30 protein-coding genes are annotated in these 26,622 nt (G+C 34.5%); 20 read left to right on the forward strand and 10 right to left on the reverse strand.

Translation table 11 applies throughout. The features are described 5' to 3' along the window. The first annotated feature begins 212 nt into the window (after nucleotides 1-212). Nucleotides 213-1,025 (forward strand): phosphotransferase family protein, encoded by an 813-nt coding sequence (locus ACFQ18_RS16555; protein ID WP_204798699.1) that lies wholly within the window; start codon nucleotides 213-215, stop codon nucleotides 1,023-1,025. 13 nt (nucleotides 1,026-1,038) lie between these two features. Here ACFQ18_RS16555 and ACFQ18_RS16560 read toward each other — a convergent pair whose 3' ends face one another. Further along, nucleotides 1,039-1,323, reverse strand: a complete 285-nt coding sequence (locus tag ACFQ18_RS16560; protein WP_047184445.1) for a YtzH-like family protein — start codon at nucleotides 1,321-1,323, stop codon at nucleotides 1,039-1,041. Between the two features lie 162 nt (nucleotides 1,324-1,485). Between ACFQ18_RS16560 and trmB the strand changes: the two genes are divergently transcribed. Then, on the forward strand, nucleotides 1,486-2,121 hold the full coding sequence (gene trmB, locus ACFQ18_RS16565; RefSeq protein WP_047184444.1) for a tRNA (guanosine(46)-N7)-methyltransferase TrmB: 636 nt from the start codon (nucleotides 1,486-1,488) through the stop codon (nucleotides 2,119-2,121). 89 nt (nucleotides 2,122-2,210) lie between these two features. Beyond that, nucleotides 2,211-2,705: a spore coat protein gene (locus ACFQ18_RS16570; RefSeq protein WP_047184443.1), complete on the forward strand. Its 495-nt coding sequence runs from the start codon at nucleotides 2,211-2,213 to the stop codon at nucleotides 2,703-2,705. 64 nt (nucleotides 2,706-2,769) lie between these two features. Here ACFQ18_RS16570 and ACFQ18_RS16575 read toward each other — a convergent pair whose 3' ends face one another. Then, nucleotides 2,770-2,934, reverse strand: a complete 165-nt coding sequence (locus ACFQ18_RS16575; protein WP_167507322.1) for a hypothetical protein — start codon at nucleotides 2,932-2,934, stop codon at nucleotides 2,770-2,772. Between the two features lie 272 nt (nucleotides 2,935-3,206). Here ACFQ18_RS16575 and ACFQ18_RS16580 point away from each other — a divergent pair, with 272 nt between their 5' ends. Then, nucleotides 3,207-4,391 (forward strand): DHH family phosphoesterase, encoded by a 1,185-nt coding sequence (locus ACFQ18_RS16580; RefSeq protein ID WP_047184442.1) that lies wholly within the window; start codon nucleotides 3,207-3,209, stop codon nucleotides 4,389-4,391. A gap of 49 nt (nucleotides 4,392-4,440) precedes the next feature. On the opposite strand, the gene ACFQ18_RS16585 is transcribed toward ACFQ18_RS16580, so the two are convergent. Continuing rightward, nucleotides 4,441-4,902 (reverse strand): YndM family protein, encoded by a 462-nt coding sequence (locus tag ACFQ18_RS16585; RefSeq protein WP_204798700.1) that lies wholly within the window; start codon nucleotides 4,900-4,902, stop codon nucleotides 4,441-4,443. 84 nt (nucleotides 4,903-4,986) lie between these two features. Between ACFQ18_RS16585 and ACFQ18_RS16590 the strand changes: the two genes are divergently transcribed. Beyond that, nucleotides 4,987-5,664 carry a Dph6-related ATP pyrophosphatase gene (locus ACFQ18_RS16590; protein WP_204798701.1) on the forward strand — a complete coding sequence of 226 codons (678 nt, stop codon included), beginning with the start codon at nucleotides 4,987-4,989 and terminating at the stop codon, nucleotides 5,662-5,664. A gap of 50 nt (nucleotides 5,665-5,714) precedes the next feature. On the opposite strand, the gene ACFQ18_RS16595 is transcribed toward ACFQ18_RS16590, so the two are convergent. From ACFQ18_RS16595 to ACFQ18_RS16605, 3 genes are all read right to left on the reverse strand, one after another. Continuing rightward, nucleotides 5,715-5,957 carry a hypothetical protein gene (locus ACFQ18_RS16595; RefSeq protein WP_047184015.1) on the reverse strand — a complete coding sequence of 81 codons (243 nt, stop codon included), beginning with the start codon at nucleotides 5,955-5,957 and terminating at the stop codon, nucleotides 5,715-5,717. Between the two features lie 102 nt (nucleotides 5,958-6,059). Next, nucleotides 6,060-6,227, reverse strand: a complete 168-nt coding sequence (locus ACFQ18_RS16600; RefSeq protein WP_168380770.1) for a hypothetical protein — start codon at nucleotides 6,225-6,227, stop codon at nucleotides 6,060-6,062. Between the two features lie 12 nt (nucleotides 6,228-6,239). Next, on the reverse strand, nucleotides 6,240-6,446 hold the full coding sequence (locus tag ACFQ18_RS16605) for a hypothetical protein (RefSeq protein ID WP_145524076.1): 207 nt from the start codon (nucleotides 6,444-6,446) through the stop codon (nucleotides 6,240-6,242). A 120-nt stretch (nucleotides 6,447-6,566) separates the two neighbouring features. On the opposite strand from ACFQ18_RS16605, the gene ACFQ18_RS18110 reads away from it, so the two are divergent. From ACFQ18_RS18110 to ACFQ18_RS16620, 4 genes are all read left to right on the forward strand, one after another. Further along, nucleotides 6,567-6,779: a WYL domain-containing protein gene (locus ACFQ18_RS18110; protein ID WP_449290098.1), complete on the forward strand. Its 213-nt coding sequence runs from the start codon at nucleotides 6,567-6,569 to the stop codon at nucleotides 6,777-6,779. Nucleotides 6,780-7,023: 244 nt separating this feature from the next. Beyond that, nucleotides 7,024-8,283, forward strand: coding sequence for a uracil permease (gene uraA / locus ACFQ18_RS16610; protein ID WP_204798702.1), 1,260 nt, complete (start codon nucleotides 7,024-7,026; stop codon nucleotides 8,281-8,283). A 161-nt stretch (nucleotides 8,284-8,444) separates the two neighbouring features. Beyond that, entirely contained in the window at nucleotides 8,445-8,705 is a 261-nt protein-coding gene (locus ACFQ18_RS16615; protein ID WP_060669231.1) for a YppG family protein, read from the forward strand. A gap of 150 nt (nucleotides 8,706-8,855) precedes the next feature. Then, the gene (locus ACFQ18_RS16620) at nucleotides 8,856-9,560 is read left to right on the forward strand and encodes a YqjF family protein (RefSeq protein ID WP_204798703.1); all 705 of its coding nucleotides are present in this window, start codon (nucleotides 8,856-8,858) and stop codon (nucleotides 9,558-9,560) included. Between the two features lie 101 nt (nucleotides 9,561-9,661). Here the strand turns inward: ACFQ18_RS16620 and ACFQ18_RS16625 are convergent, their stop codons facing one another. Next, complete coding sequence (locus ACFQ18_RS16625; RefSeq protein WP_204798704.1) at nucleotides 9,662-11,236, reverse strand: peptide chain release factor 3; 1,575 nt, start codon at nucleotides 11,234-11,236, stop codon at nucleotides 9,662-9,664. 313 nt (nucleotides 11,237-11,549) lie between these two features. Here ACFQ18_RS16625 and ACFQ18_RS16630 point away from each other — a divergent pair, with 313 nt between their 5' ends. Beyond that, complete coding sequence (locus ACFQ18_RS16630; protein ID WP_047184213.1) at nucleotides 11,550-12,119, forward strand: O-acetyl-ADP-ribose deacetylase; 570 nt, start codon at nucleotides 11,550-11,552, stop codon at nucleotides 12,117-12,119. A gap of 25 nt (nucleotides 12,120-12,144) precedes the next feature. Here ACFQ18_RS16630 and ACFQ18_RS16635 read toward each other — a convergent pair whose 3' ends face one another. Next, nucleotides 12,145-12,684, reverse strand: a complete 540-nt coding sequence (locus ACFQ18_RS16635) for a transcription repressor NadR (protein ID WP_047184214.1) — start codon at nucleotides 12,682-12,684, stop codon at nucleotides 12,145-12,147. Nucleotides 12,685-13,172: 488 nt separating this feature from the next. Between ACFQ18_RS16635 and nadC the strand changes: the two genes are divergently transcribed. The 3 genes from nadC (at nucleotide 13,173) to ACFQ18_RS16650 (ending at nucleotide 17,103) form a co-directional block, all read left to right on the forward strand. Further along, nucleotides 13,173-14,024, forward strand: a complete 852-nt coding sequence (nadC, locus tag ACFQ18_RS16640) for a carboxylating nicotinate-nucleotide diphosphorylase (RefSeq protein WP_047184215.1) — start codon at nucleotides 13,173-13,175, stop codon at nucleotides 14,022-14,024. Next, nucleotides 14,017-15,033: a TAXI family TRAP transporter solute-binding subunit gene (locus ACFQ18_RS16645; RefSeq protein ID WP_047184216.1), complete on the forward strand. Its 1,017-nt coding sequence runs from the start codon at nucleotides 14,017-14,019 to the stop codon at nucleotides 15,031-15,033. The genes nadC and ACFQ18_RS16645 overlap by 8 nt, the downstream gene beginning before the upstream one ends. Before the next feature lie 99 nt (nucleotides 15,034-15,132). After that, the gene (locus ACFQ18_RS16650) at nucleotides 15,133-17,103 is read left to right on the forward strand and encodes a TRAP transporter permease (RefSeq protein ID WP_204798705.1); all 1,971 of its coding nucleotides are present in this window, start codon (nucleotides 15,133-15,135) and stop codon (nucleotides 17,101-17,103) included. 57 nt (nucleotides 17,104-17,160) lie between these two features. On the opposite strand, the gene ACFQ18_RS16655 is transcribed toward ACFQ18_RS16650, so the two are convergent. Together ACFQ18_RS16655 and ACFQ18_RS16660 are read right to left on the reverse strand one after the other, a co-directional pair. Further along, nucleotides 17,161-19,071, reverse strand: a complete 1,911-nt coding sequence (locus ACFQ18_RS16655) for a vWA domain-containing protein (RefSeq protein ID WP_204798706.1) — start codon at nucleotides 19,069-19,071, stop codon at nucleotides 17,161-17,163. A 15-nt stretch (nucleotides 19,072-19,086) separates the two neighbouring features. Further along, on the reverse strand, nucleotides 19,087-19,959 hold the full coding sequence (locus tag ACFQ18_RS16660; RefSeq protein ID WP_204798707.1) for an ATP-binding protein: 873 nt from the start codon (nucleotides 19,957-19,959) through the stop codon (nucleotides 19,087-19,089). Between the two features lie 161 nt (nucleotides 19,960-20,120). Here ACFQ18_RS16660 and ACFQ18_RS16665 point away from each other — a divergent pair, with 161 nt between their 5' ends. From ACFQ18_RS16665 to ACFQ18_RS16695, 7 genes are all read left to right on the forward strand, one after another. Beyond that, nucleotides 20,121-20,846 carry a YkgJ family cysteine cluster protein gene (locus ACFQ18_RS16665; RefSeq protein ID WP_047184219.1) on the forward strand — a complete coding sequence of 242 codons (726 nt, stop codon included), beginning with the start codon at nucleotides 20,121-20,123 and terminating at the stop codon, nucleotides 20,844-20,846. Between the two features lie 88 nt (nucleotides 20,847-20,934). Continuing rightward, nucleotides 20,935-21,240, forward strand: coding sequence for a DUF378 domain-containing protein (locus tag ACFQ18_RS16670; RefSeq protein WP_084824021.1), 306 nt, complete (start codon nucleotides 20,935-20,937; stop codon nucleotides 21,238-21,240). A gap of 129 nt (nucleotides 21,241-21,369) precedes the next feature. Continuing rightward, nucleotides 21,370-22,494 (forward strand): M20 family metallopeptidase, encoded by a 1,125-nt coding sequence (locus ACFQ18_RS16675; protein ID WP_047184220.1) that lies wholly within the window; start codon nucleotides 21,370-21,372, stop codon nucleotides 22,492-22,494. A 349-nt stretch (nucleotides 22,495-22,843) separates the two neighbouring features. Further along, nucleotides 22,844-24,133, forward strand: a complete 1,290-nt coding sequence (locus tag ACFQ18_RS16680; RefSeq protein WP_052771643.1) for a PcsB-like coiled-coil domain-containing protein — start codon at nucleotides 22,844-22,846, stop codon at nucleotides 24,131-24,133. Nucleotides 24,134-24,389: 256 nt separating this feature from the next. Next, on the forward strand, nucleotides 24,390-25,118 hold the full coding sequence (locus ACFQ18_RS16685; protein ID WP_047184221.1) for a tyrosine-protein phosphatase: 729 nt from the start codon (nucleotides 24,390-24,392) through the stop codon (nucleotides 25,116-25,118). 139 nt (nucleotides 25,119-25,257) lie between these two features. Further along, nucleotides 25,258-26,064 (forward strand): mechanosensitive ion channel family protein, encoded by an 807-nt coding sequence (locus tag ACFQ18_RS16690; RefSeq protein ID WP_312030842.1) that lies wholly within the window; start codon nucleotides 25,258-25,260, stop codon nucleotides 26,062-26,064. A gap of 275 nt (nucleotides 26,065-26,339) precedes the next feature. Beyond that, entirely contained in the window at nucleotides 26,340-26,501 is a 162-nt protein-coding gene (locus ACFQ18_RS16695; protein WP_165589229.1) for a hypothetical protein, read from the forward strand. Nucleotides 26,502-26,622: the final 121 nt, after the last annotated feature.

Genomic DNA, 26,622 nt, shown 5'->3' on the forward strand with positions numbered 1-26,622 from the left:
ATTTCCAATATACTTTAGGAATTCTAAGAAAAACAAAGAAATATCCAGTTAGTGTCCGGAATAAGGGGGCCTAGCCGAAAAAACTTCCCTAACCGCTAAAATAATACAAAAAACAACAAAACGAATAAAAAATCGCATGAAATGGTTGTAATTTAGATTTTATACCTATAAAATATGAAAAGAATGCTATTTTTGAAAGATGTGAATACAACATGTTGGAATGGATCGAACAAGCATTAGGAGATGGCTGGAAGTTAACAACAGCTGGGGGGTTAACTGGTGAGGCTTTCTTTGCGAAAAAAGATAATAAACAGTTGTTTTTAAAACGAAATTCCTCTCCATTTTTAGCTGTTTTATCTGCTGAAGGAATTGTTCCTAAGCTTGTCTGGACGAGGCGAATGGAAAATGGTGATGTCATAACTGCACAAGAATGGTTGGAAGGACGGGAATTAAAACCAAGTGATATGAAGGATGAAAGGGTTGCTAGCCTTTTACACAAAATTCACCATTCCACTGAATTACTAGATATGTTAATGCGGATAGGAATTATACCTTTAACGTCAGATGATATATTCCAAACAATTAAACAACAAATTTCTCAATTGAATTTACTTAAAGAAAATGTAGATGTTCAAATTGCTTTAAAACATCTTGAAACATTATTACCAAAAACAAGAGGTCAAAAACTTGTTGTATGTCACAATGACCTAAATCATAATAACTTATTAATGTCCAAAAATGGAAGCTTATATTTAATCGATTGGGATAATGCAACAATTGCTGATCCCGCTTCCGATTTTGGTTTAATCTTAAAGTGGTATATTCCTAGAGACGAGTGGCGCAATTGGTTAAAAAATTATGGAATTGAGAAAGATGATCATATATTAGAAAGAATGTACTGGTATTTAATTCATGACAGTTTACATTACTTAATATGGCATTTAAAACGAAAAGAGCCCGCAAAAGTGATGGAAAGATTGCGGGGTTTAAAGGAATTAAACGATCAAGTGGAAGAAATGTTTTAAAATGTTTTAGCCATTATAGCTTTGTATTTCGTATTGCACTCATCCAAGTTTCTAAATTATCTTTATTAGCTGTAATGTGATCTTCTACATTATTAGTGCCTTCACCTTGAATTCCGTAGTTATAGATCTCAGGAAGTAATTGTAGTAGCTGTTCATCTGTTATTTCTTTTTTTGTCATCATATTTTTTACTAATCGTTTAATTTGCTGATATTCTGATACTTCAGCACAACAATCCACACATTGTTCATCAAGAATGTCATGCAACAATGTTAATAAATGATTTGAATTTAGTGTCATCGGAATCACCTCATGACACTATTTTTTGTCATTTTTTATTTTCTATACTCAAAGTAAGAAACTTACTAAATAAATACAACTAAGGCGTTCGTCACCCAAGGCGAATGCCAATCTTTCTAACCATTACATCCATGTAAAATATAAAAAAAGAGAGGTAAAAGAATGCGTCAACGTAATAAACCATGGGCTGATGACTTTTTAAAGGAAAATACTCAGTTAATTATTCCGAATCCTAGCGCGTATAAAGGAAAATGGAGTACGTTATTTGGAAACAATAATCCCATTCATGTAGAGGTTGGAACTGGTAAAGGACAATTTATTGTTGGAATGGCTAAACAGTATCCTAATATCAACTTTATTGGGATTGAGCTAGCAAAAAGTATTGTAGTGACTGCTGCACAAAAAGTGTTAGAAGCTGGCTCTTCAAATGTATTATTATTAAATGAAAATGCCGGTGATTTAGTAGAAATTTTTGCAGAGAACGAGGTTTCCACTATTTATTTAAACTTCTCCGATCCATGGCCGAAAAACCGTCATGAGAAACGAAGATTAACTTACAAAGCATTTTTAGACCAATATAAAACAATATTAAAACAGTCAGGACAGGTCATATTTAAAACAGATAATCGTGGACTGTTTGAATATTCTCTTGTAAGTGTAACGGATTATAATATGAAGCTCGAAGAAGTAAATTTGGATTTACATGCTATCCAAGATGAATCAAATATCATGACTGAATACGAAGAAAGGTTCTCTGCTAAAGGTCAACCCATTTATCGATTAAAAGCTTCCTTTTAACAATAATAGCCCAGATTTCTAGAAACAAGCTTCGTTTTCTCCTTAAAGGAATATAGTATAAATGTCTAATTCATTATAGGAGGAAAACGATGGAAATGAGTAATAATATACGACCTAATCACTTAGCATGGCACGAAACTCTTGAAGTTCACGAATTGGTTGTGTTTCAATCCATATCACTAATGAAATTAAAAAGATTTATTAAAGAGGTTCGTGATTCAGAACTCAAATCCATTTATGAGCATGTGATTAAAGGACTAGAAACGAACTTGAAAGAACTTCTCGAATTTTATGCGTTAGCACCAACAGAAGAATTAAGAGATAGAAATTTAGACGATGGATTTTTTTCCGGAGACTTATTGGCTTTTGCAAAAACTTCCGTACGTAATTATTCTAATGCTATTACAGAAACTGCTACACCGATTTTACGGCAAACGTTGAATAAACAATTACAACGTTCCATCCAAACACATGAAATGGTGTTTAATTATATGTATAAAAATGGGTATTACCCTGCATATGATTTGGAAAAGTTATTAAAACATGATGTTCAACTTGCTAATAAGGCTTTAAAAATGAAATAGTAATACAAAAACCTGTAACAAAGAAGGAATCTTCTTGGTACAGGTTTTTTTGGGTCTTGATTAATTAGTTATTGCGCTTATCATTCTTGTCACGTTTGCGATTACGATTGTTGTCATCATTGTTGTTGTTATCGAAATCATTGAACTCATTCTCGTTCGCAAATTCAACACGGTTGTTATCGTTGTTGTTATTATTGTTATCGCGGTTGCGGTTATTATTGTTAGCCATTTTAATCGCCCCTCCTAGATAAGTATTTGATGAAATTCCTCCAACGAAAAGGGCCCTTTTTCTTTAGATATATTTCATCGACAAATTATATTCTGCCCAAAAATAAAAAAATAAACCTTTTCATTCGACAATTTATTACAATCCGCCAAAATATGAAGAGAACACTGTATGATCTACTCCTGTTTTGCTTCTATAACATGAATACCCGGATAAACCGTAGTCAGTTGGTTAATATAATGATGGGAAAAATATAAAATAGGTTGGTGAAATGAATGTACAAACTATTGTCTCATAATGATTTAGATGGGGTCGGCTGTGGAATTTTGGCTAAACTCGCTTTTGGAAACAATGTCAGGGTTCGTTATAATTCTATTGGTAGTCTAAACAAAGAGGTTGAGTGGTTTTTAGAAAATGAAAAAGATGTATTCTTATTTATAACGGATTTATCTGTGAATGAGAAAAATGAAAAACGATTAGAGGAGTATTATAAACAAGGTGGAAAACTTCAATTAATTGACCATCATCAAACGGCACTATCATTTAATAAATATGAATGGGGTCATGTTATTGTTGAAGATGAAGAGGGGCGTTTAACTTCTGCAACAGCTTTATTTTATGAATATTTATTGAAACATAAATTTCTTGAATCATCAGAGGCTGTAAATGAATTCGTAGAACTGGTGAGGCAATACGATACTTGGGAATGGGAGAAAAATAACAACGAAAAAGCACAGCGTCTTAATTCTTTATTTTTCCTTGTTTCCATTGAAGAATTTGAAGAGGTGATGCTCGAGCGGCTCCAGTCCAATGAACATTTCTTTTTTGATGAATTTGAGGAAAAGATTCTTGATATGGAAGAAGATAAAATTGAACGATACATACGAAGAAAACGTCGTGAGTTAGTTCAAAAAAAAGTTGGAGAATTGTATGCGGGTGTAGTATATGCGGAGTCTTATCATTCAGAATTAGGAAATCAATTGGGAAAGGAATATCCTCATCTAGACTATATTGCAATTTTAAATATCGGTGGAAGGAGAATGGGTTTTCGAACCATTCATGATCATATTGATGTCTCGGAAGTTGCTGCTCGGTTTGATGGTGGGGGGCATGCGAAAGCAGCTGGATGTACGATGAATGATCTTGCATTCCGATTATTTGTGGAGGAAACGTTTGAACTTGATCCATTACATGAGGATGCGAAAAGGAATCGCTTTAACTTGAAAGAATCATCTTTTGGAACATTATATAAAACAAAATCCGATGATATTCTGTTTATCATCCAGGTAGAAGAAAACTGGGTAATTGAAAAAGATAACGTGAGGTTAGAACAACGGTTTTCCAATTTCCGACAGGCCGAAATGTATATAAAGAGAAACTTTCAAGCATGGGTGGCAAAAGATGAAGTATTTGTACAATACTTAATGAATGAGGTTAAGAAGAGAAAAAGAGAAGAGTAAATGTAAATGGCGCTTTCCTGTTAAAAAAAGGATAAGCGCCTTATTTTACCTAATCGTGGTCTTTATAATTTTTCTTAATGTAGTCTACATTATCTTCCTCGGAAAATTCCGTTTGAGGATGAGTATTCAAAACACTAAATGGTTCCTGATGGTTATATTGTTTGTATAACACCTTCTCTTTCATATAAACATGAAAAAGACCTTCACTGATTGCTATGAAAAAGGCAGCAAAACCTGATACAATTCCAATAGGTGTCGTTGGATAAATAAACATACTTGATAATGCCCAGATCCCTACAAAAGCCAAGGCAAAGTCAGCAATAGTTGCAATGAAATTATTAAACCTTGGTAATATAAGAAGATCACCTATTATATAATTGATTCCAGTTACTAAGGCACTAATAAGAAGGATTTCACCTAATGTTGCCGTTTCAAAAATGGCTAAAAGGGAAAATAAAATAACAGAAGTTACAATAAATTTAATTCCTAATGCTTTTATATGTTTCATCATACTATCCTTTCTTTTTTTCTTAGTATTAGAAAAGGTGATAAAAAATATGCAAATAAGGAATTCTAAATGATAGGGGAGAAATCAATGAAAGATGTTATTGTTTCATGGAGCGGGGGAAAAGATAGTGCTTATGCAGTATATACCCTATTAAAAGATAAAAAATATAATATAAAAGGGTTATTTTCCACTATTTCTGAGAAAGAAAAACGGCTACCGGCCCATGAGGTTAAATCGGTATTTATACGAGAACAAGCTAAATCAATTGGATTGCCCTACCATGAAGTAATCCTACCTGATCATCCGAGCAATGAAGTGTATGAACAATTAGTTGGTAATCAATTAAAGAAGTTTAAACAGCAAGGTATAAACACCGTTGTTTATGCTGATTTGCTTTTAGAGGACATGAAATTATATCGTGATCAGTTTATGAAGAAATATGACGTTGAAGGGCTTTATCCTTTATGGAAAAAAGATACACTACAACATGCAAGAGATTTTGTTTCAGAAGGTTTCCGGGCAATCGTCACTACCGTTGATTTGGAAAAATTACCAGCAAAGATGATTGGAAAAGTATTGGATCACGATATGATTAATTCCTTTCCCGATTACGTTGATCCCAGTGGAGAGTTTGGGGAATTCCATACTTTTGTTTTTGATGGTCCAATGTTTAATTATCCTATTAATGTTCAAGCTAGTGAATTATTTACAACAATTGATGGACGTTATTTACATATTAATTTAAATAACAAAGGCATTCGCTAAAGATAAATAGCGAATGCCAAGTTTTCACAAAAATCTTGTACAGGGAAACGTTAAGATGTCGTATTCCCATCTGTGTTTGATTGATTATTACTTTGGCTTCCAACCATAGATTGGACCTGATCAGTTACTTGTTGGACATTCGGGTTGTTTAACGTATTTTGTACCATATTAGAAACCTGTTGTGGTAATTTCTGTAAGGTACCATTTTGCATTCCTTTACTTATTCCATAAATTGCTGCACCTGCCGCACCTATCGTTAGTAGGGAAGTCATCATACTACGGTTGTTATTCATGGAATCACCCTTTGTCAATTTTAGCTTCTCTAAATGGAAGCAAACTTAGTTTGATACGAATAGTATAGGTATATACCTCTCATTGTTTACCATTTTTGTTTATCATACTTCATCATACTCATCATATATTAAACGGGTAACCTGAGTAGATTCTCCTTTTTCAACTTCTTCATTTGTAGCATTTTTTCCATAGGAATCTTCAGGGTCTATTCCAGGAGCCTGTGCAGAATTAGGAACTCGTAATTTTTGTAACTTATTTTTTTTATCCATCTTTTCTCTCTCCTAATGTAATAAATAATTTTGTTCCATTAAAGCTGTAGCAATTTGTTCTTCTGTAATAATATCATCATTAAATTCAATTTTTATTTCACCATCTTCCGTGTCAATTAAAACTCTTTCCATTCCGTCATATTCATTCAAAATCTGTTCAATTTGTTGAATAACTTGACCAGTTGTAGCCTCTTTGACAAATAAAGTTATTTCCGCCATGTATATACTCCCTTAATTGAAATAATCTATATTATTATTCCAAAATCTTATAAAAACATGTTTAAAATAAAGTAATGGTGATATAATGGAAACAAACGTTCTGTTCAAGGTGGTCTTCCTATGATAAAATTATTAAATCATTCCCTACAAACTAGGGAAAAAATAAAGATCATATATTATTCGAATGATAAAAAGTTCACGCAAAGAACCATCAAGGTTATTAAAATTAACGATTCAAATGTTCTTGCATATTGCTACATGAAGCACAGTGTAAGGGTATTTAAGTTAGACAATATTTTAGCTGTAGAATCAGTTTATCGAAAACCTGGATAATCAATTCTGTTAGAAAATTTCTTGACTTTTTGAATCGTAATTTGTATGATGAAATAAATAATAGAATCTTTAAATCGGTCCTGTGAGGCTGGTAAGGTTGAACGTGATAACCAAATTAATAAAGGCGAAATAATATATTATTATTTCGTTCTCTCTTCAAGTGCACCCTTGCCAAAATTCAGGCAAGGTTTTTTGCTTCGGGAGCATACTAACCTAAGGATTCTATACAAGAGGAGAGAATAATATGTCACAACGAGAAATCCAAGTGGATGAACGTTTACCATTTTTACAAAGTTTACCGTTAAGTTTCCAACACTTGTTTGCAATGTTTGGTTCTACTGTTTTAGTTCCAATTTTATTTGGCATTGATCCCGCTACGATTCTTTTAATGAACGGTTTTGGAACAATTTTATATATTTTTATAACAAAAGGAAAAATACCAGCTTATTTAGGTTCTAGTTTTGCCTTTATCTCACCAGTAACAGCGGTATTAACAGATGGTGGGGGATATAGTGCTGCATTAGGTGGATTCTTCGTTGTTGGTTTGGTTTTAACACTTGTGGGGCTATTGGTTAAAGTTGTTGGGACAAAGTGGATCGATTTTATTTTTCCACCAGCAGCAATGGGAGCAATCGTAGCCGTTATCGGTTTAGAACTTGTCCCAACTGCAGCGGGTATGGCAGGCTTAGTAAGAGAGCCAGACGTTTCAATTGATACGACTACTATAATAGTGGCTTTACTAACTTTAGCTTTCACTATTATATATTGGGTTACGATGAGAGGATTCCTGAAAATTATTCCAATTTTACTTGGAATTGTAACAGGTTATATGATCGCAGCTATCTATGGAATAGTAGATTTCTCTGCTGTAAGCGAAGCAAAATGGATTCAAATGCCAACTTATTATGGGATTGAATTTAACTGGTCTGATATTATCATTATTTTACCTGCAGCATTAGTATTAATTCCAGAACATATCGGTCACCTTGTTGTAACAGGAGATATTGTAAAAAAAGATTTAATCAAAGATCCTGGCTTGGATCGTTCTTTATTAGGAAACGGAATTTCTACGATGATATCAAGTTTCCTTGGTTCCACACCTAATACTACGTACGGTGAGAATATTGGAGTTCTAGCTATTTCTCGTGTGTACTCGACTTGGATTATTGGGGGAGCGGGATTATTAGCAATTGTACTTTCATTCTGTGGAAAACTTGCTGCGTTAATTCAGTCTATTCCTACTCCGGTCATGGGCGGCATTTCATTACTTCTGTTTGGAATTATTGCTGTGAGTGGTCTACGGATGTTAGTTGAACAAAATGTAGATTACAATAATTCACAAAACTTAATTTTGACCTGTGTTGTGTTAGGTATCGGAATTAGTGGAGCATCTCTATCAATTGGTACAGTATCGTTATCTGGTATGGGCTTAGCGACAGTTGTTGCCATTTTATTAAGCTTGTTCTTTAGACTTCTCGATCTTCTTCATTTATCAAATGAATAAGTACCCTTTTTCAAAACTCTACAGCTATCTGTAGGGTTTTTTTCATACCTTAAAATAGATGTTAACCTATATGGTTCTGTTATATATACCTCTTACCAGTGTGAAGTGATAACCATATGATAATGAAGAAGAATAATTATTGGAAAGAGGGAGGGAATATTATGTTTCCAAATAGACCAATGCGACCAATGGGACCAGGTAATAGAAGACCTGCAAGACCAATGCGTGATCCATTTTTATTTGGTGGCCCACCTAGGGAAAGAAGAGGAAATAAACAGAATTCAAACCTTAGAAATGTAATGTCTGCATTTCAAACAGAAGATGGAAATATAGATTTAGATAAAATTATGGGGACTGCCAATCAAATTAATGGTATTTATAAACAAGTCAGTCCAATGCTTTCAAAATTTATTAAAAAGTAGATAATAAAAGCAAATCGAAAACACCTCACTGGCAATCGCCAAAGTCCTTGGTGATTGCCGAGTTTTTTAATAGTTAACACTTAGAATAAATTAGTCAAATCTAGTGGCAAACTAACTAGGAAATAACTTAATGGAAAGGAAAAGGAAATGATGATTGCTAAAAATACCAAACAACGGAAATGGGCAATGTTGCAAAGGTGGGAGGATCTACTATTTGTACATTGGGAGGTTTCACCAGAACTCCTGAAGAAGCATCTACCTCCTGGATTAGAATTAGATCTTTGGGGAGGCAACGCGTGGATAAGTATAGTCTCATTTAAAGTTAGTAAAACACGTCTGCGCTATTTACCTAGAATTCCTTACATAACACCCATGTTACAAGTAAACGTCCGTACATATGTCATGAAAAATGGGGAGAAAGGGGTCTATTTTTTTACTATAGATACCAATAAGCTGTCAGCAGCTACTGGTGCTAGGTTATTTACATTACCTTATTTTAAGGCAAAAATGAAAATGAAAAGCAGGTTCGGATTTATTACTATGATTAGCTCAAGAAATAAATCGAATGCAAAATGGAAAATACGCTATAAAAAGCAAGGGACTCCTACCTATCCCAACCCATCAACTATTGATCATTGGTTATTGGAAAGGTATGTCGCTTGGAGCTATAAATATGGAAATCTATACAGAGGAGATATTAGGCATAGTTGTTGGAAAGTACAACAAGCAGAGATAGAAATAAAAGAAAATTCCTTATTAGCATGTTTATTAATGGAATGGAAGAAGCAACAACCGATTATTCATTTTTCTAAATCAAAAGTGGCAGTGAATTGGATTCCAAAAAAGGTAGAATAAAATGGTGAGACCTTTATCAGTAAAAGTCTCACCACATTCATCTTACTAATGTAATGGAAGTCTTCTTGATACGTTGGGAAAAAGTATTTGCGCCCTTACTCTTATTGTGCGTAAGTGTTCACTTGGAACAAATCGATTAAATCTACCTCTGGGTTATTTTCTTGGAACCAGTTAAGGGCAAATTCATTTTGGAAGAGAACAAGATAGTTATCATTTCGATCCCTTACGAGCATTCTTCTTTCATCAAAAAGAGATTCATTGATAGGCTGTTCTGGATTTAACCAGCGTGGAATTCTTTCCCCAATCGTATCGAACATTACTTCTACATTATATTCATTTTCCATCCGATATTTAAATACGTCATATTGCAAGTCACCGACAACTCCTAAAATATAGGATTCTGTTCGTTTATCTCTAAACAGTTGGATGGCACCTTCCTGTACAAGCTGTTCAATTCCTTTTTTGAATTGTTTTGATTTCATCACGTTTTTTGCCGATACTTTTTTAAACAATTCGGGTGGAAATTGTGGAAGTTCATTATATTCAAAGGTATCTTTTCCTGCAATTAATGTATCACCAATTTGATAAGCATTGGGATCGTATATTCCAATAATATCTCCCGCATACGCTTCGTCCACCGTTTCCCTAGTAGAAGCGATGATTTGTTGGGATTGTGATAATTTTAATGTTTTACCGGTCCTAGCTAGCTTTACACTCATTCCTCGCTCAAACTTACCGGAACATACTCTCAAGAATGCAATACGATCCCGGTGAGCAGGGTTCATATTAGCCTGTATTTTGAAAATGAAACCAGAAAAATTAGGATTATCTGGTTGAACCATTCCATCTGTTGTCCTTCTAGGTTTTGGTGTAGGAGCCATATTAATAAACGTATCAAAGAATATCTCTACACCAAAAGGGGCTAATGCGCTACCGAAGAATACGGGTGTTTGTTCTCCTTTTAATACGGCTTCCATTGAAAGAGTATTGCCTGCCTCGTCAAGTAAAGCTACTTCATCTCTCGCAGCTTCAAATGTAGTATTATTAGTCAATTCTGTATGTTTGTCAAGTTCATTAAAAGGGATGATAGACTCTTCTTCATTCCCGTTATATTTTACAAATTGCTGCCCGTTGCGATCGAAAATTCCAAGAAATCCTTTTCCCATTCCGGCTGGCCAATTCATTGGATATGTTTCGATATCTAATACTTCTTCAATTTCTTCTAGTAATTCGAAAGTTTCTTTTCCTTCTCGGTCTAGTTTATTAATAAAGGTAAAAATTGGAATACCACGCATTCTACATACTTTAAATAACTTAAGGGTTTGTGCTTCAATCCCTTTCGTTGAGTCAATAATCATGACTACACTATCCACGGCTGTTAATGTTCGGTACGTATCTTCACTAAAATCCTCATGCCCTGGGGTATCAAGAATATTAACTTGAAGATCATGGTAATGAAAGTTCATTACACTTGATGTTACAGAGATACCACGTTGTTTTTCAATTTCCATCCAATCTGATGTAGCGAATTTTCCTGTTTTTTTACCTTTAACTGTACCAGCAGTTCGGATTAAATTTCCAACTTGTAGTAAACGTTCAGTTAGAGTTGTTTTTCCAGCATCCGGGTGAGAGATAATAGCAAAAGTCTTTCGTTTATTTACCTCGTTTTTAATCATATAAAAATCCCTTTCATCTTAAGAGGTTGTGGACCACACATGTTAAGTTTTTTATAATAGTTTACCGGGATTCAAATCACATGTTAGAAACGCTCCTTCTATCATAAAATGATCACCTTAATTAATATACTACATAAAAACACAATTTGTAACGCAAGAATATACGATAAACTTTCACATGTTAAATGCTGGTAGGGACTGGGAAAGTTTTGACAATTGTTAAATTCATATGTTCATACAAATGATTTATTGTTATAATTATTATTTGTAAAGTCTTTGTAAATTATTTAGGTTTTGAGGAGGGCTAGCAAGCATGAAAATAGAGGTTAATGGAAACTCTCTAGAACTGATGATAGGTGATATTACAAAACAATCAACAGAAGCTATTGTAAACGCCGCTAATGGGACGTTAATGGGAGGCGGTGGTGTTGATGGTGCTATTCATCAGGCTGCTGGTAGCGAATTGGTAGAAGAATGTAAAAAGATTCGAGAAGAAGATTTAGATGGAAATTACCTTCGTACAGGGAAAGCTGTAATAACACAAGGATATGATCTCCCTGCGAAATTTGTTATCCATACAGTAGGACCTGTATGGGATGGGAATAACCAAGTAGCTAGCGAACGATTGGAAGAATCTTACGTAAATACGCTTAACTTAGCAAAGGAAAATGGAATTACTAGTATTGCTTTTCCATCTATATCGACTGGGGTATACCGTTATCCTGTACAATTAGCTTCAGTAGTAGCCTTACATACAATTGTAGAGTTCCTTCAAACTAATAGATTTGGTGAAGTAACAATGACGCTATTCTCTGAACAAGAGTATCAAGTTTACGAGGAAGCGTTAAAAAGTGTATTAGAAAAATTTGAATATGCGGTATAAAAATCCCTTCAATGGAGGGATTTTTTTACTTTTTAATCAAAATTCCCGCTCTTTCTAAATCTATGCAGACACTTTCTAGTTTTTTTATTGAATCTGCTTCAATAGTATGAAGATGAACCCCGTCTGTTAAATTAGATAAATAGGAAGCTTTCGTATTTTTAATTTTCTGTAGAAATTGGTTAGCCTCAAAACGATTACTAATTCGTAGAGAGGCTGTTAAATCACCGTAGACAGGATGCTCAATAATGACATCCTTTAAAGTGACCCCATGATCAACGATAAGGAAGAGCTCTTCAGGAGTTTGTTCGGGAGAGTGCCTACATACAATAACCATTTTCTCTTTATTTTCGGATTCTTTTTCATTTAAATAGATGTAACCTTGGCTTGTTGCAACGATAGGTTCCCCTTTAGCTTTTAATAAAGAAACATCCTGTACGATAACTTGTCTACTGACATTTGCCTTCCTAGCAAATTCTGTTCCCGTAATAGGTTTATTTGCCCCTTTTAAAGAGTGAATGATAAGTTCTTGCCTTTCTGACGATGATAATTTCTTTGAGCCTTTCATCACTACTTCCTCCTTTAAAATTGCTTTGTACACCCGTATACTTCATTGACGATTTCCGTAAGTATATCTATTAATCCCGCATTAACTGGCTGAAGGTCCCGCTTCAAGAATTCCAAAGATAACAGGAATTGTAAGTGGGGACCAACAGCCAGTAAAAGCCCGATTCGTTTAACTAACAATCAGTGGCGGATGAAAAGACCCCCCACTGATTGAAGTTTCACTTTATTTTCTCAATATATGAAAAAAATATTGTAAATCCTATGTAAGTATATTAAACTAAATGTAAATATAGGTGTCAAGACAGGTGTTAATTCTAAGTGATTAATTTCACTTGTTAACCAACAAAAAAGTCAATTTAGTATAGAAAGTGGTCTATGATAATGAATAGATGATGAAATAGTATAGACTTCAATGTGAATTTATTAACAACAGAGAATGATGTTTCTTGCATTTTCTGCACACAAATTTTAATGAAGGAGTTAGAAATAATGAATCAACTAAAATTAAGAACATCACTTCAATCCTTTTTACTGGAAGATATTGGGGATATGGATATTACAAGTCAATCCATTTTTCCAGTAGAGGAAAATGGGAGAGGTGTATTTATTGCAAAAGAAAATGGGGTTTTATCAGGTATAGAAATTATTAAAGAAGCTTATCATCTTCTTGATTCAAAGATTGAGGTAAATCTTTATTTTTCAGACGGTGAACGGGTAGAAAAAGGTCAAAAGATTGCGGAAGTTTATGGTTCCATTGCTCATTTACTCACAGGCGAGCGTGTTATTTTAAATTTAATCCAAAGAATGAGTGGTATTGCCACTATGACAAATACATGCATACGTACTTTAAACGATCCATCGATTCAAATTTGTGATACGAGAAAGACCGTTCCCGGTTTACGTATGTTTGATAAATATGCTGTCATTTGTGGTGGTGGAAAAAACCATCGTCAAGGGTTGTATGATGGGGTAATGATTAAAGATAATCATATCTCTTATTGTGGTTCGATCACAAAAGCAGTAGAAGCAGTTAGAGAAAAAATAGGACATATGGTGAAAATTGAAGTAGAAACAGAATCGAAAGAGGAGATACTGGAAGCGGTAGAAGCGGGTGTAGATGTAATCATGTTTGATAACCGCTCCCCAGAAGAAGTAAAGGAATTTTCAAAGTTAGTGCCTCATCATATTGTTACTGAAGCATCTGGTGGTATTAGTTTGGAAAATTTAGCCAGCTATAGTGGTTGTGGAGTAGACTATATTTCACTAGGATATGTAACGCACTCTGTCAAAGCACTAGACATTAGTTTACAGGTCAAAGAGGGGAATAAGAAGGATGCCTAGAAAGGTCGGGAAAATGTTAACCATATTTCTCGTCTCTTTCATCATTTTATCAGCATGTGGAACTAATCAAGATAAGTCTGCAAAGGAATTAAATACAAGTGAAGACTATTTTCATATGACAATGATGGGTGGAAGAACTGGTGGAGCATGGTCTATATTTTCCGAAGGGGTAGCAGAAGCAGTGAGAAGGGAAAATGAAAGTACAATCGTCACAGTAGAACCTGGTGGTATAGTAGAAAATCCAGTGTACGTTGGAACAAATAAAGTACCTTATGGCTTGTCCTATGCGATGACAGCCTACGCTGCGTATCGTGGAAATGCCCCTTATAATCAAGCTTATGGTGATCTTCGGGCGATTAGTGTGATTGTGCCGGCAAACTATTATCAATTTATCGTTAGAGCAGAAGTAGAATATGAATCCTTAGATGAAATGATTGAAAAACAATTCCCAATTCGTTTAGCAGTAGACCAAGTGGGTTCTGCTGGTGAAATCATTACAAGAACCATTTTACAAGAATACGGTGTAACGTATGATGATATTATTTCTTGGGGTGGTTCAGTAGACCACCTTAGTGACTCGAAAACATTTGAGCTAATGGCCGATAAACGTATGGATGCTACTGGTGATGCGGTTTCCGTACCTTCTAGCAGTATCATTGAAGCATCTGCAACGAATGAATTAAAACTAATCAGTATCAATCCAACGGTAATTAAAAGTGTATCAGAAAAATTGGGCATGGAAACTGGGATCATAAAAGCCGGTAGTTATGAATTTCTAGATAACGATATTGAAACATTAAACACTCCAGCAATATTAATGGTTAACAAAAATGTACCAGAAGATGAAGTTTATAAGATTACGGAAGCAATATATGAACATCTAGATTATTTAAGTACGGTACACAAGGAATTCAAAAAGTTAACACCAGATAAAATGTCAAATGTTGGAAGTGTCCCTTTACATCCTGGTGCGGAGAAATTCTTTAACGAGAAAGGATTAATGAATTAATCGCTACATTTTTGGGAAAGCACAAAATCTTTCCAGCCAGTAATTGCAACTAAAGTCTTTGAACGAATGTTAAGTTTTCTAAAAGGGAGTTACAGGATCATGTACATAAAAAAGTTAATAACGGATTGGTTGCAGATAGGATATAGACGCTCTCTATTTGGTGTTCATTTACTTATCGTTGCAATTATCGGTTTTTCCTTATCTGTTTTCCAAATTTGGTCCATGATGTGGGGGAAATTAGATCCAATTAACCAAATGGCCATTCATTTGGTATTTATATTAGGTTTAACCTTTTTAGTTTATGGTTATTCAAAAGGAACAAAATCATTAACTAATCATGTACCTAAATGGATCGATTATCTTTTTGTGTTACTCGCATTCGGTGCAGGAATCTATTTTACAGTTCATGCCGAACGGATAGCAAGTAGAATTCCAATAATGGAACCATTGACTGCTTTAGACATCTTTTTTAGCCTTATTTTAGTTATCTTAACGATAGAGGCTACACGAAGAACAATTGGAATTCCAATTGTTCTTATCATATTTTTGTTTTTTGCGTATGCCTTATTGGGTCATTATTTGCCAGGGGTTCTCTGGCATCGACAGTTTACAGTAATTGAATTTTTAGATGAACTGGCTTTCAGTTTTAATGGGCTATGGGGCTCTCCTATTTCTGTTGCAGCATCCGTTGTATTTATGTATATGTTATTCGGAGCATTTTTAAATAAAGCTGGTGCAGGAGAATTCTTCTTTAAGTTATCGATTGCTTTAGCGGGAAGAACAAAAGGAGGAGCTGCAAAAGTTGCAATTTTGGCAAGTGCATTTTTTGGTTCTATTTCTGGAAGTCCTACTGCTAATGTTGTGACAACTGGGACATTTACGATACCTGTTAGTAAAAAGGCGGGATACAAGCCAACCTTTGCTGCAGCTGTCGAGGCAGCAGCATCAACAGGTGGTAGTATTATGCCGCCAATAATGGGGTCGTCCGCCTTTTTAATGGCTGCAGTTACTCAAGTGTCATATGGTACGATTGTTATTGCTGCGCTGATTCCAGCTGTGCTTTATTACGCTTCTTTATTTATGATGGTTCACTTCGAGGCATTGCGGCTAGATTTACCACGTACAGAAGGTGAAAATATCCCAAAAATATCCACCTGCTTAAAAGAGGGATGGTATTATTTTATTCCATTATTCATCTTAATTTTTCTTTTAATTCAGGGTTATAGTGCTTCACGTGCAGGTTTCTTTGGAATTGTCGGTATTGTTATTGTGAGTTGGTTCCGAAAAGAAACAAGAATGGGGTTGCAATCTATTTTTGAGTCCATGATAGATGGGGCGAAATCTTCCATTCCGGTAACGACGGCGTGTGGTGCTGCAGGACTAATTATTGCAGGAATTATGTCTACAGGACTAGGTGGGAAACTAACTAGTATTGTTCTTAGTTTAACGGAAGGAATGCTTATCCCGACTCTTTTTCTAGTCATGTTTATTTGTATAATTCTTGGAATGGGAATGCCGGTTGCTGCAGCTTACATTTTAACAGCTATGTTAGCAGCACCTGCATTAATGGAATTAGGAGTATCCACCATGTCTGCACACTTATTCATTGTGTACTTTTCTATTTTTTCTGCAATTACTCCTCCAGTCGCGGTTGCTGCGTTTGCTGCTGCAGGGATTGCCGATGCTAATCCAAATCGAGTTGGATTTCAAGCTGTACGTTTAGCATTAGTAGGATTCATTGTTCCTTATATGTTTGTTTTAGAACCAGCATTATTAATGGAAGGGCAAACAATAGAAGTAATTCTAGCCGTTGTAACGGCAATTATTGGCGTAGTTATCTTTTCTGCAGGGGTAATTGGTTGGATGATAACAAAGACAAATGTTTTAGAACGCTTTGTTTTAATACTTGGTGGGGTTATGACGATGTATCCAGGTCTATTATCAGATGCAATTGGGATAGCAGCTATCATTCTTGTTTTCATTATGCAACAAAAAAGAAGACTAGAATATTCTAAATTGGAAAAGGATAGGAACACTCATAAGAAACAATCGATTCATATAGGAAATTAATAGGGATTGGACACGCACTAATAGTAGAAAATTCGGGAGGTGCTAGCACTTCCCGAATTAGATTGTTTTTAATAGTAATTTTTTCAGTAGTGGGGCAAATTGCTCTGGTAATTCAGAAACACTTGGAATCATAAGTCTTTCTTTTCCATAAATATTTTTCATCGTTAAGTCTTCCGCTTCATCAATTTCCCTATCAGCTAAAAACATTCCAATTACTTCGATACCTTGTTTTCGTGCTTCTGAAACTGCTAAATGGGTATCTACTATTCCATTTTGGTCATAACCAGATGCAGCAGGTTCCCCGTCAGAAAAAACGAGCAGAAACTTATTTTTTTCTTGTCTAGCGATTAAATCTTTCGTTATTACACGAATACTGAATCCATCTCGATTATCTTCTTCTGGTTCAAGCTGCATAATTTTTGCTCCATTATTTTGGTAGAAAGAATCTTGATAGGTATGAATCATATGGAAATAATTCGGTTGATAATTTTCCGTCACTTCCATCGCATCTTCCCAAAAACCGATAATAGAATGCGGAATGTTAAATTGCTTTAATACTTCATGAAATAGAACGATCCCTCGTTTTGTTTCTTCCATTTTCCCCTGCATCGATGCCGAACAGTCAACTAGCAAAGTGAAAACAGCATCAAATTCTTTTGATTCCAAATCTTTTTTATAAAAGACCCGTGGATGATCATCCAGTATCATTGGAAGTAATTTTTTGGACAGCCGGCCGTAGACTAAATCTTTTCTTGGAGCATTCTTTTTATGTTCGATTGTTTTCTTAATCGTATTCGCAAGTTTTCTCCTTAGAGGTTCAATATCTTTCACATATTCTTTATACGTAGCCACCTCTTCGTTGGTCGGATTGGAAGCTTCTTTTACAATTTTAACAGCGTCTTTATTTTCTTCTCCAAATTCGTACTCGCCACTTTTACCTTGTGTGGATTCTTGTTTATCTAATGATTCAATGTCGGAGTAGTCTTTATTTTTCGATTGACCAGAAGATCCTTGGATCGTCCCCATGGCTTGGTCTGCATCTTCCGTTTCTCGTGCACCACCGCCCATGATATTTGTTTTTGTTCCTACTTCTAGTTCAAATTGAAGAAATGTTTGTTTTCTGTCACTATTTTGATTTTCACGATGCCAACTAGAAAAACGTTCATCAATATATTCATTTTTGTCCTCATCCAGTTCTTCTTTGTCATCGTTTTTAAGTTCATCTGTGCGTGTCAATTCATCAAATAGATTATCTTTTTCCATTTCTTCCACATGACCTATTGGGAAAATAAAATACTCATAAATGGTATCTTTATAAATAGAATTTAATTGAAACACGATTTGCTCACAAATCCTAACGATATCATTAGTAGTTTTTGCTTCAAAGATAGAATAGAGGAGCGGTTTTATTCTTTCTAACTGGTCGAGTTGCGTCTCATTTGCCCTTGGGAAACTTGGGTCAGGACTGTCTGCCTGAATTAATAAATAGATAAGACAAAATAATTCGTCCAGTGCTAATCCGCGAGTTACATGGGAATTCAACTCATTTTCAAATTTATGTTTTAAGTATTTTCTCCGTACAGAAAACACCCTTTTCGTACCAGGACGTTCTTTTTTAATGATTTCTTCCAGTCTAATATCTTCAAGTAGCGCAAATAATTGCGAGGAAAACTTTGTTAAATCGGTTTCCTTTACAATTTCTAAATACTCCTTCATTGCTTTAATACTAGAATAACGGAAAGAACCAATTGTACGGAGAAATACGTCCGATTTAAAACCGGCTTCTTTATATTTTTCTTTTGCCGTATCCCACATACGACTGGCAGTTACTTTGTTGTCGATAATATCGATAAACGAACCGAAACTATATTCAAAGGCAGTCTTTTCATTTTCAGTTAAAACGGTTGTTAAATCTTGAAGTTGCATGAAAAGATCTGTATCCACATTACTATTATGAAAACGATACATGATAAATGCTCCTAACTAAAATAATGTTTCAGTTAAATTGTAGATGAATTCACGTTCTCTTTCTTCATCCAGTTTATCGATAATGGCTCGTTGAATCGCACGTTTAGGCGGGATTACAACACTTAAATCACAAGCATCTAAAAGTGCACGGATTGAAGCAGCATCTTCTGATAATTTCCCTTGATAAACTGCTTGAATGAAGTCAGCTGATAATTTGACAAATAAATCAATGGTTTTGTCGTCTTTGAGTTCGGTGTTCGTTTGAATCAATTGTTTTAATTGTTCTCCCTTGATATAAGGGACTTCAATCACTACGAAGCGGTTTTTCAACGCCTCATTCAAAGGTACAGTTCCTACATATCCCTCATTAATAGCGGCAATTACGCCAAATCCATCCTTTGCAGTTACCATCTCATTTGTAAAAGGGTTGGTTATGGTTCTCCGGTAATCAAGAACACCATTAATTAATGGTAAAGTTTCCGGTTTAGCCATATTGATTTCATCGATATATAAGAATGTACCATGTTTCATTGCGTTAATAACCGGACCAGGGATAAATTCGATTACTTGTTTTTCATCCTCATAAGATAAAGTTTTGAATCCTAATAAGCTTTCCGAATCCAAATCGACAGAACAGTTAACACTGAACATCGGTTGGTTAAATAGATTGGATAATGTTTCAGCGAATTTCGTTTTACCTGCGCCAGTTGGTCCTTTAAGTAAAATGTTTTTCCCCATACTTAGTGCAGTAATGGCATCTACTAATAAATCTATATTTGGTGGCATATATCCACCTTTGCGAATAAATGCATTTAATGTATTGTTTGTCTTTCTATTTTTCTCAAGAATCGCTAGAATCGATTCTGGTAATGAATAAGTTAAGTTCATGTTCATACTCCTTTCCCCAACATTGTAAGGTTTTTTTCATTCCTTGTCACTTTCCCATGCTGTATTCTTATTCTGTTGAATATTATGAAATTTGAATGTGTCTTTACAATCACCTTGTTTTCATTGAAAATAGAAAGATAGTGAAAAAAGGAGTTTTATAGATGGATCAATATCTTTCTTTTGAGGAAATACAAGATAAATGTAGTCATTTAAGTAACGTTTATGAAATAGATGAAGATAAGTTTTATCAAATAGTTGAAAAATGGGCTAATCAAGAAACTTCTACTGAAGAAAAAATATTGAACAGTTTTATTGAATTATTACAAATGGTTAGCAAAGAAATGAGTAAAATGGAGAAGGTAGTACAGATGGAGGCAACGTGTAGAATGGGGTGTGCATTTTGCTGCTATTTTCCAATTGTTATTAATGAAATGGAAGCCAAAATAATGAAGAAGGCAATCGAGAATTTTCCGGAAGAAAGAAGAAATAGGATTAAACACCATTTATCTAATTATTACCAACAATACGGAGAGAAGCTAGAATCTCTAACTCAACTTGATTTTAATGAAGATAAAGACTTTAAATTGAAATATCGTCGAAGTCTTGTACCCTGTCCGCTTCTTGATACCAAAACAAACCAATGCATGGCTTATGAAATTCGTCCAATACCTTGCCGAACATATGTGAATTATACCGATCCAGATGTTTGCGAACAAAACGTAATGCCGAAGGAAACCGTGAGCTTTGAATTTTTATATGAACAATATATGGGAGCATTAAATGAATTTATGCAATTCCTTTATGATGAAGGAAATACAGCTTTTATTCGATATCCAGATGATGTTTATCAAACAGATTATTTAGCTAGTTGGCTACGTTCGATGTAAATATCTTGTAGTCCAAGGAACCCTTATAAATAAAATTACTAAAAATACAAATGCTATACGTATCGATTTTATTTTGGGGTGATGGTAAATGATAATTCGAACTATAAATAGTGTTACATTGACATTGATCATTGTTGGCGCGATTAACTGGGGAGTAATTGCCTTTTTTCAATTAGATTTTGTTGCCGCGCTTTTTGGGGGACAAGATGCGTTTTTATCAAGAGTCGTATATGGAATTATTGGCTTAAGCGGTTTGTATTATTTAACAAAAACACTCTATCCAATTGGCATTATTCCTACGGTCGATACGATAGATGGAAATGTCAGATATAGTACAGAAGTCGCCGAGGAATATGAGGGAAATAGGAGAGAAACGGAAAAAGATAAGGAATAGCCTTTCATAATAGAAGGCTATTTTTTTATTGTCTATTGGATTCTTAATTAAACTCTTAAAACAAGAGTGCCGGGCTCTTTAAAAAAAGTATATAATATATAGATATGTATGAACTTTGGGGGAGAAGTGATGGATCGGATTAAGAGGTATATGGTGCTTCATCAGAAAGATATTTTGCGGGATATACAGTTTCTTGTGGAAAGGGATTCTCCTTCCACGGATAAAGAATTGGTGGATGCTTGCGAACAACGTATACAAAAGTTGTTTTTAAGGTACTTTGGTTATAAAGCTGAAGAAATAAAAGAAGAAAAGTATGGAAATCATTTGCGATTTACAATGGGTAAGGGAAAAGAAACCATTCTTATTTTATCCCATTTTGATACCGTTTGGGATAAAGGAGATTTGCCCTTTAAAATAGAAGGAAATAAGGTTTACGGACCAGGCATATTAGATATGAAAGGTGGGCTTGTACAAGCAATTTGGGCATTAAAGGCGATTAAAGATTTAAAAATAAAATTAACAAAAAAAGTTGTTTTTCTTTGTACTAGTGATGAGGAGATTGGCAGTCCTACTTCAAGAAAAATTATTGAAAAAGAAGCTAAAAGCAGTAATTATGCGCTTGTAACGGAACCACCGGTATCAGGAACCGGTGCGTTAAAGACTGGGCGAAAAGGTTCAGCCAGATACTTTATAGAGATTAAAGGGAAATCTGCTCATGCCGGAAACCATCATGAATTGGGCATTAATGCAATTGAAGAAGCAGCAAGACAAATATTATTTTTGCAATCCCTAACTAATTATTATAAAGGAACAACGGTTAATATTGGCTCCATTAAAGGCGGCGGTAAATTAAATGTTGTTCCAGACCAAGCAGTATTTGGGGTAAATGTACGAGCAAGGACGAAAGAAGAGCAGAATAGGATGGATGATTTAATTAAAAATATAAGACCAACAAGAAAGGGGATTACGATAAAAATTCGGGGTGGAATTAGTCGACCACCAATGGATAGAAATAAAGGAACAAAAAGATTATTTAAAATAGCTAAAAAAGTTGCAACAGACCTCGGTCTAGAATTAACGGAAGCTTATGTTGGTGGTGGTAGTGATGCTAATTTCACGGCTAATTTAGGAGTGCCAACTTTAGATGGTCTTGGGGCTATTGGTTATGGAATTCATGTAAAGGATGAACATATCCTTGCAAGTGAAATTCCAAGACGAACTGCCTTATTATGTAAATTAATTATCGAACTATAGGTAAAAAAACAGTTTTATCGTAAAAACTGTTTTTTTTATGTGGAAAAATAGATTTTCTAGAAACAGAGTGAAATATAAATGTAATAAAACTATAACAATCATGACATTTTAAAATGATATACTGTCACCATATTAATCTATTATTTTTAATATAAAAGGTTGTTCAGAAAGTCCGGTGAAAATGACACTTCGTATTTCTTCGTTGGCTTGCTTTTCCGGCGTGCAAGAGCGTCTGCTCACGTATTAATTGCATACGTTCCGCTACTCAAAGCTGCGCCGCCTCGAACTACTCGGTCCTTTTCATCCTCCTTTTTGAACACATATTATAAAAGGAAGCAGGGGGAAAAAGTTGAATAAAAAATTAACTGCAATTACCTTAGCTACTACAATGGTTCTAGGGAATTCTTTTTTTGGTATTAAAAGCCATGCTGAATCAGAGAAAGACTTACAAAGCATTCAAACAGAACGAAGTGACATTCAAGAAAATTTATCAGCTACAGAAGAAAAAATGAATAGTATTATTTCTGAAATAGACTCATTAAACAAAGATATTCAACAGGTAAATCAAGTTTTAACGGAGAAACAAGCCCTAATTGACAAAACGGATAATGATATTCACTCGACAACAGAAGAAATCAACCAACTTCAAGAAGAAATCAATGAATTAGAGAAGAGTATTGAAAAACGCTATAACATATTGAAAAATAGAGCTTCTTCTTATCAATTATCTGGTGGATCTGTTAATTACTTAGAAGTTATATTTGGCTCACAAGACTTCGGAGATTTTGTTAGTCGGGTATCAACAGTAAATAAAATTGTAGAATCAGATGCGACTTTAATGAAACAATTAGATAAAGATATTCAAAAAGTAGAGGAGAATCAAAAACTCTCCGTCGAGAAACTTAATGAATTGAATGTAATGAAAGCTGAACAAGAGGAAGCAATCGTCGTTGTACAAGAACAAAAAGAAAAAAGTGAGAATAGTAAAAACGCATTAGCGAATAAACAAAGTGAACTACAAGGGTTAGTAACAGAACTAAAGAGTAAGGATCGTAACCTTGCGTTTCTTGAAGATGATATGAAGCAAAAAATAGCTGCTGCGGAAGAAAAGGCAAAAGAAGTTAACAAAGAGGAAAATAAACAGGTAGAAGTAACTAGTACAGATAATAGTACTAGCAAAACTAGCGTTTCCTCTAAACCAAAAGTAGAAGAAACAAATAAAGAGGAAACAAATAAAAAAGAAGAAACGAATAAAGTAGAAAAGACTACTGAAACTAGTGCATCACCTAAACCAAAAGCAGAGCAAAAAGACACTGTGGAGAAGAAACCTGAAAAAAAGGTTGAAAAAGAAAAGAAAACAATAACTGTTAGTGCTACCGCGTATACTTTAGAAAGTGCGGGAGGGTCTGGAATGACTTCTACCGGAATTGATTTAAGAAAGAATCCAAATGCGAAAGTTATAGCTGTAGACCCTAGCGTGATTCCACTTGGATCTGTTGTCCATGTAGAAGGCTATGGTTATGCAATAGCAGGAGATGTTGGAAGTGCCATAAAAGGAAATAAAATAGATGTCTACGTTCCAACACATGAAGCAGCAGTTAATTGGGGCGCCCGTACAGTTAAAGTAACGATTCAATAAGAAGTTAAAGAAAATATTGTATGTTATTTAAACGAAAAACGCTTGGATATAATTTTCCAAGCGTTTTTCATATCTAATATTTGACATCATGGTAATCATAGAGGAGAAACTCCGATTTTGTTTTAACCGTTTACTAATCTTTATTGCGCTTATTCACTGAAAACAAATTATATTCTAAAGTGATTGTATTTCTCTTAGGGATTACATATAATCTAAATTAAATGGTCGCAATTTTTTGAACAATAGGAGGCCAATTATGAAAAACGCAAAGCTTAATTGGGTGCGCTTGCCAATTCAGGGATTGGAAAACTGTCGGGAATTAGGTGGTTATAGTACGAGTGAAGGACAACAGACGAAATGGCATTCTTTATTAAGATCGAGTCACGTGGGTAAATTGAATGATGAAGATATTAGCTTTTTAAAGGCTTATGGTGTGAAAACAATTATTGACCTAAGAAGAGAAGAAGAATTAGAGTTGGAACCAAATTCATTGTCTGTAAGGGGTGATTTTGATTACCATCATTCACCATTTATTACAAAGAGTATTTATGATATTACCAAATATAACAATGTAGATTCGGACTATTCAATGGGGGACTTTTACATAGAACTATTGGAACAAAAAGCAGCAGTGAAAGAAATTTTTCAAATTATTTCTGAAGCGAAGGATGGATGCATACTTTTTCATTGTCGTGTAGGTAAGGATCGTACAGGAGTTCTAGCCATGTTATTGTTAGGGTTGGCTGGTGTGGAAAAGAAGGATATTGTTGCAAATTATGAGGTATCATACTCTGAACTAGAATCCCTACATGATTTAGAACTCAATTCCTCTCGTCATTATATTTATTCCCACCGTGAATATATCTTACAGGCATATGATTATATTATCCATTACCATGGAACATTTGAGAATTACTTACTTTCTGTAGGCATATCTAATGAAGCTATCCAAAAGATTCGAAAAAGGTTCATACACTTTAATTGATACTAAAAACTACTATTCAAATAGCGAATAGTAGTTTTTTATGTTAAAATGTTTTATCATGTTTGATTCGGGGTAATATAACATGTATCGACATTTGTGCCCTTTTTTCAAATGAATCTAGTAAATAAAGATTATTGAGGTGAATGTTTTGATTGACTGGATAGAAGGAATTAATTGGACAAAATTACTTTTAGATATTGGAGTTATTGCCCTTAAATTAATTGCAATAATTATTATCTATTACATAGTGAAGTTTATAGGGAAGCGCGCTATCAAAAAGGTATTTGAAAAATCAACTAAAAAAGTAACCACCGGAAGAGCTCAAACATTGCAAGCATTATGTATCAATATATTTACATACTTCTTGTTATTTATTGTAATTGGAATTATATTTGAACTTTTTGGCTTGGACATTAAAGCATTATTAGCTGGTGCAGGTATTATTGGTCTTGCTATTGGATTTGGAGCTCAAGGTTTAGTAAGCGACGTTGTAACTGGTTTTTTTATTTTATTAGAAAAACAAATTGACGTGGATGATTATGTATCAGTTGCTGGAATAGATGGGGTTGTGGAAGAAATTGGATTAAGGACTACTAAATTAAGAGGGTCAGATGGAACGGTACATTATATCCCAAACCGGAATATAGGAACGGTAAGCAACTATTCTCGTGGAAATATGCGTGCACTAGTTGATATTAGTATTTCCTATAATGATGATATCGATAAGGCAATTCAAGTATTGCAGGATGTATGTAATCGAATTCGAGAAGAGGATGACAATATTGTGGAAGGTCCTAACGTGATTGGAGTACAGTCAATAGAATCATCAAGTGTTGTTCTACGTGTCATAGGTAAAACGAAAACAGATACACAGTTTGATGTAGAAAGGAAATTAAGAAAAGCGATGAAAGAAGCACTAGATCAAAACGGTATTACTATTTCCTAATCTTACCATTATTGGTTCATAAAATAATTCGTTAGTTTCATTGGCACCTTAGGTAACTTGTTCCTAAGGTGTTTTTTCTTTCGAATTAATTCTAATAAATCGTTCAAACTAATTTTAAAAGGAGGGTTTTGAGATGAGCAAAGGTAAAAAGAAAAAGAATAAGAATAAACAAGAACTAAACGAAATGAAAGACGATAAGAAGTATAGAACGAATCGTCCTCCTGGAAATTAGGCCCATATAAAAGGATTAAAAAAAGATAGTAAGGAGCATTTATATGTCAGAGCAAAATAAGAATAGAAATAAAGATAAGGGAAAACAAAGAAACGTTATCAAGTATAATACTGAGCCTAAGCGTGAAAAAGATGACGTAGAGTTTTCTGAAGAGAGCGAGTTTCTTAATTTAAACGGTAAAGAAAATAAAAGAAAACGCAAATAAAACTTGGTTTGAAGCATAAAGATGTACCATTCTTTATGCTTCTGTTTGTGCGCCCGGCATGGGTGCAATCTCTAGGGTGAAAGTCCCGAGCCGTGAAGACAGAAGTAGCGGTTAGCTCAAC

Origin of the sequence: Oceanobacillus caeni, assembly GCF_042678465.1 — a bacterium.
GTDB lineage: Bacteria > Bacillota > Bacilli > Bacillales > Amphibacillaceae > Oceanobacillus > Oceanobacillus caeni.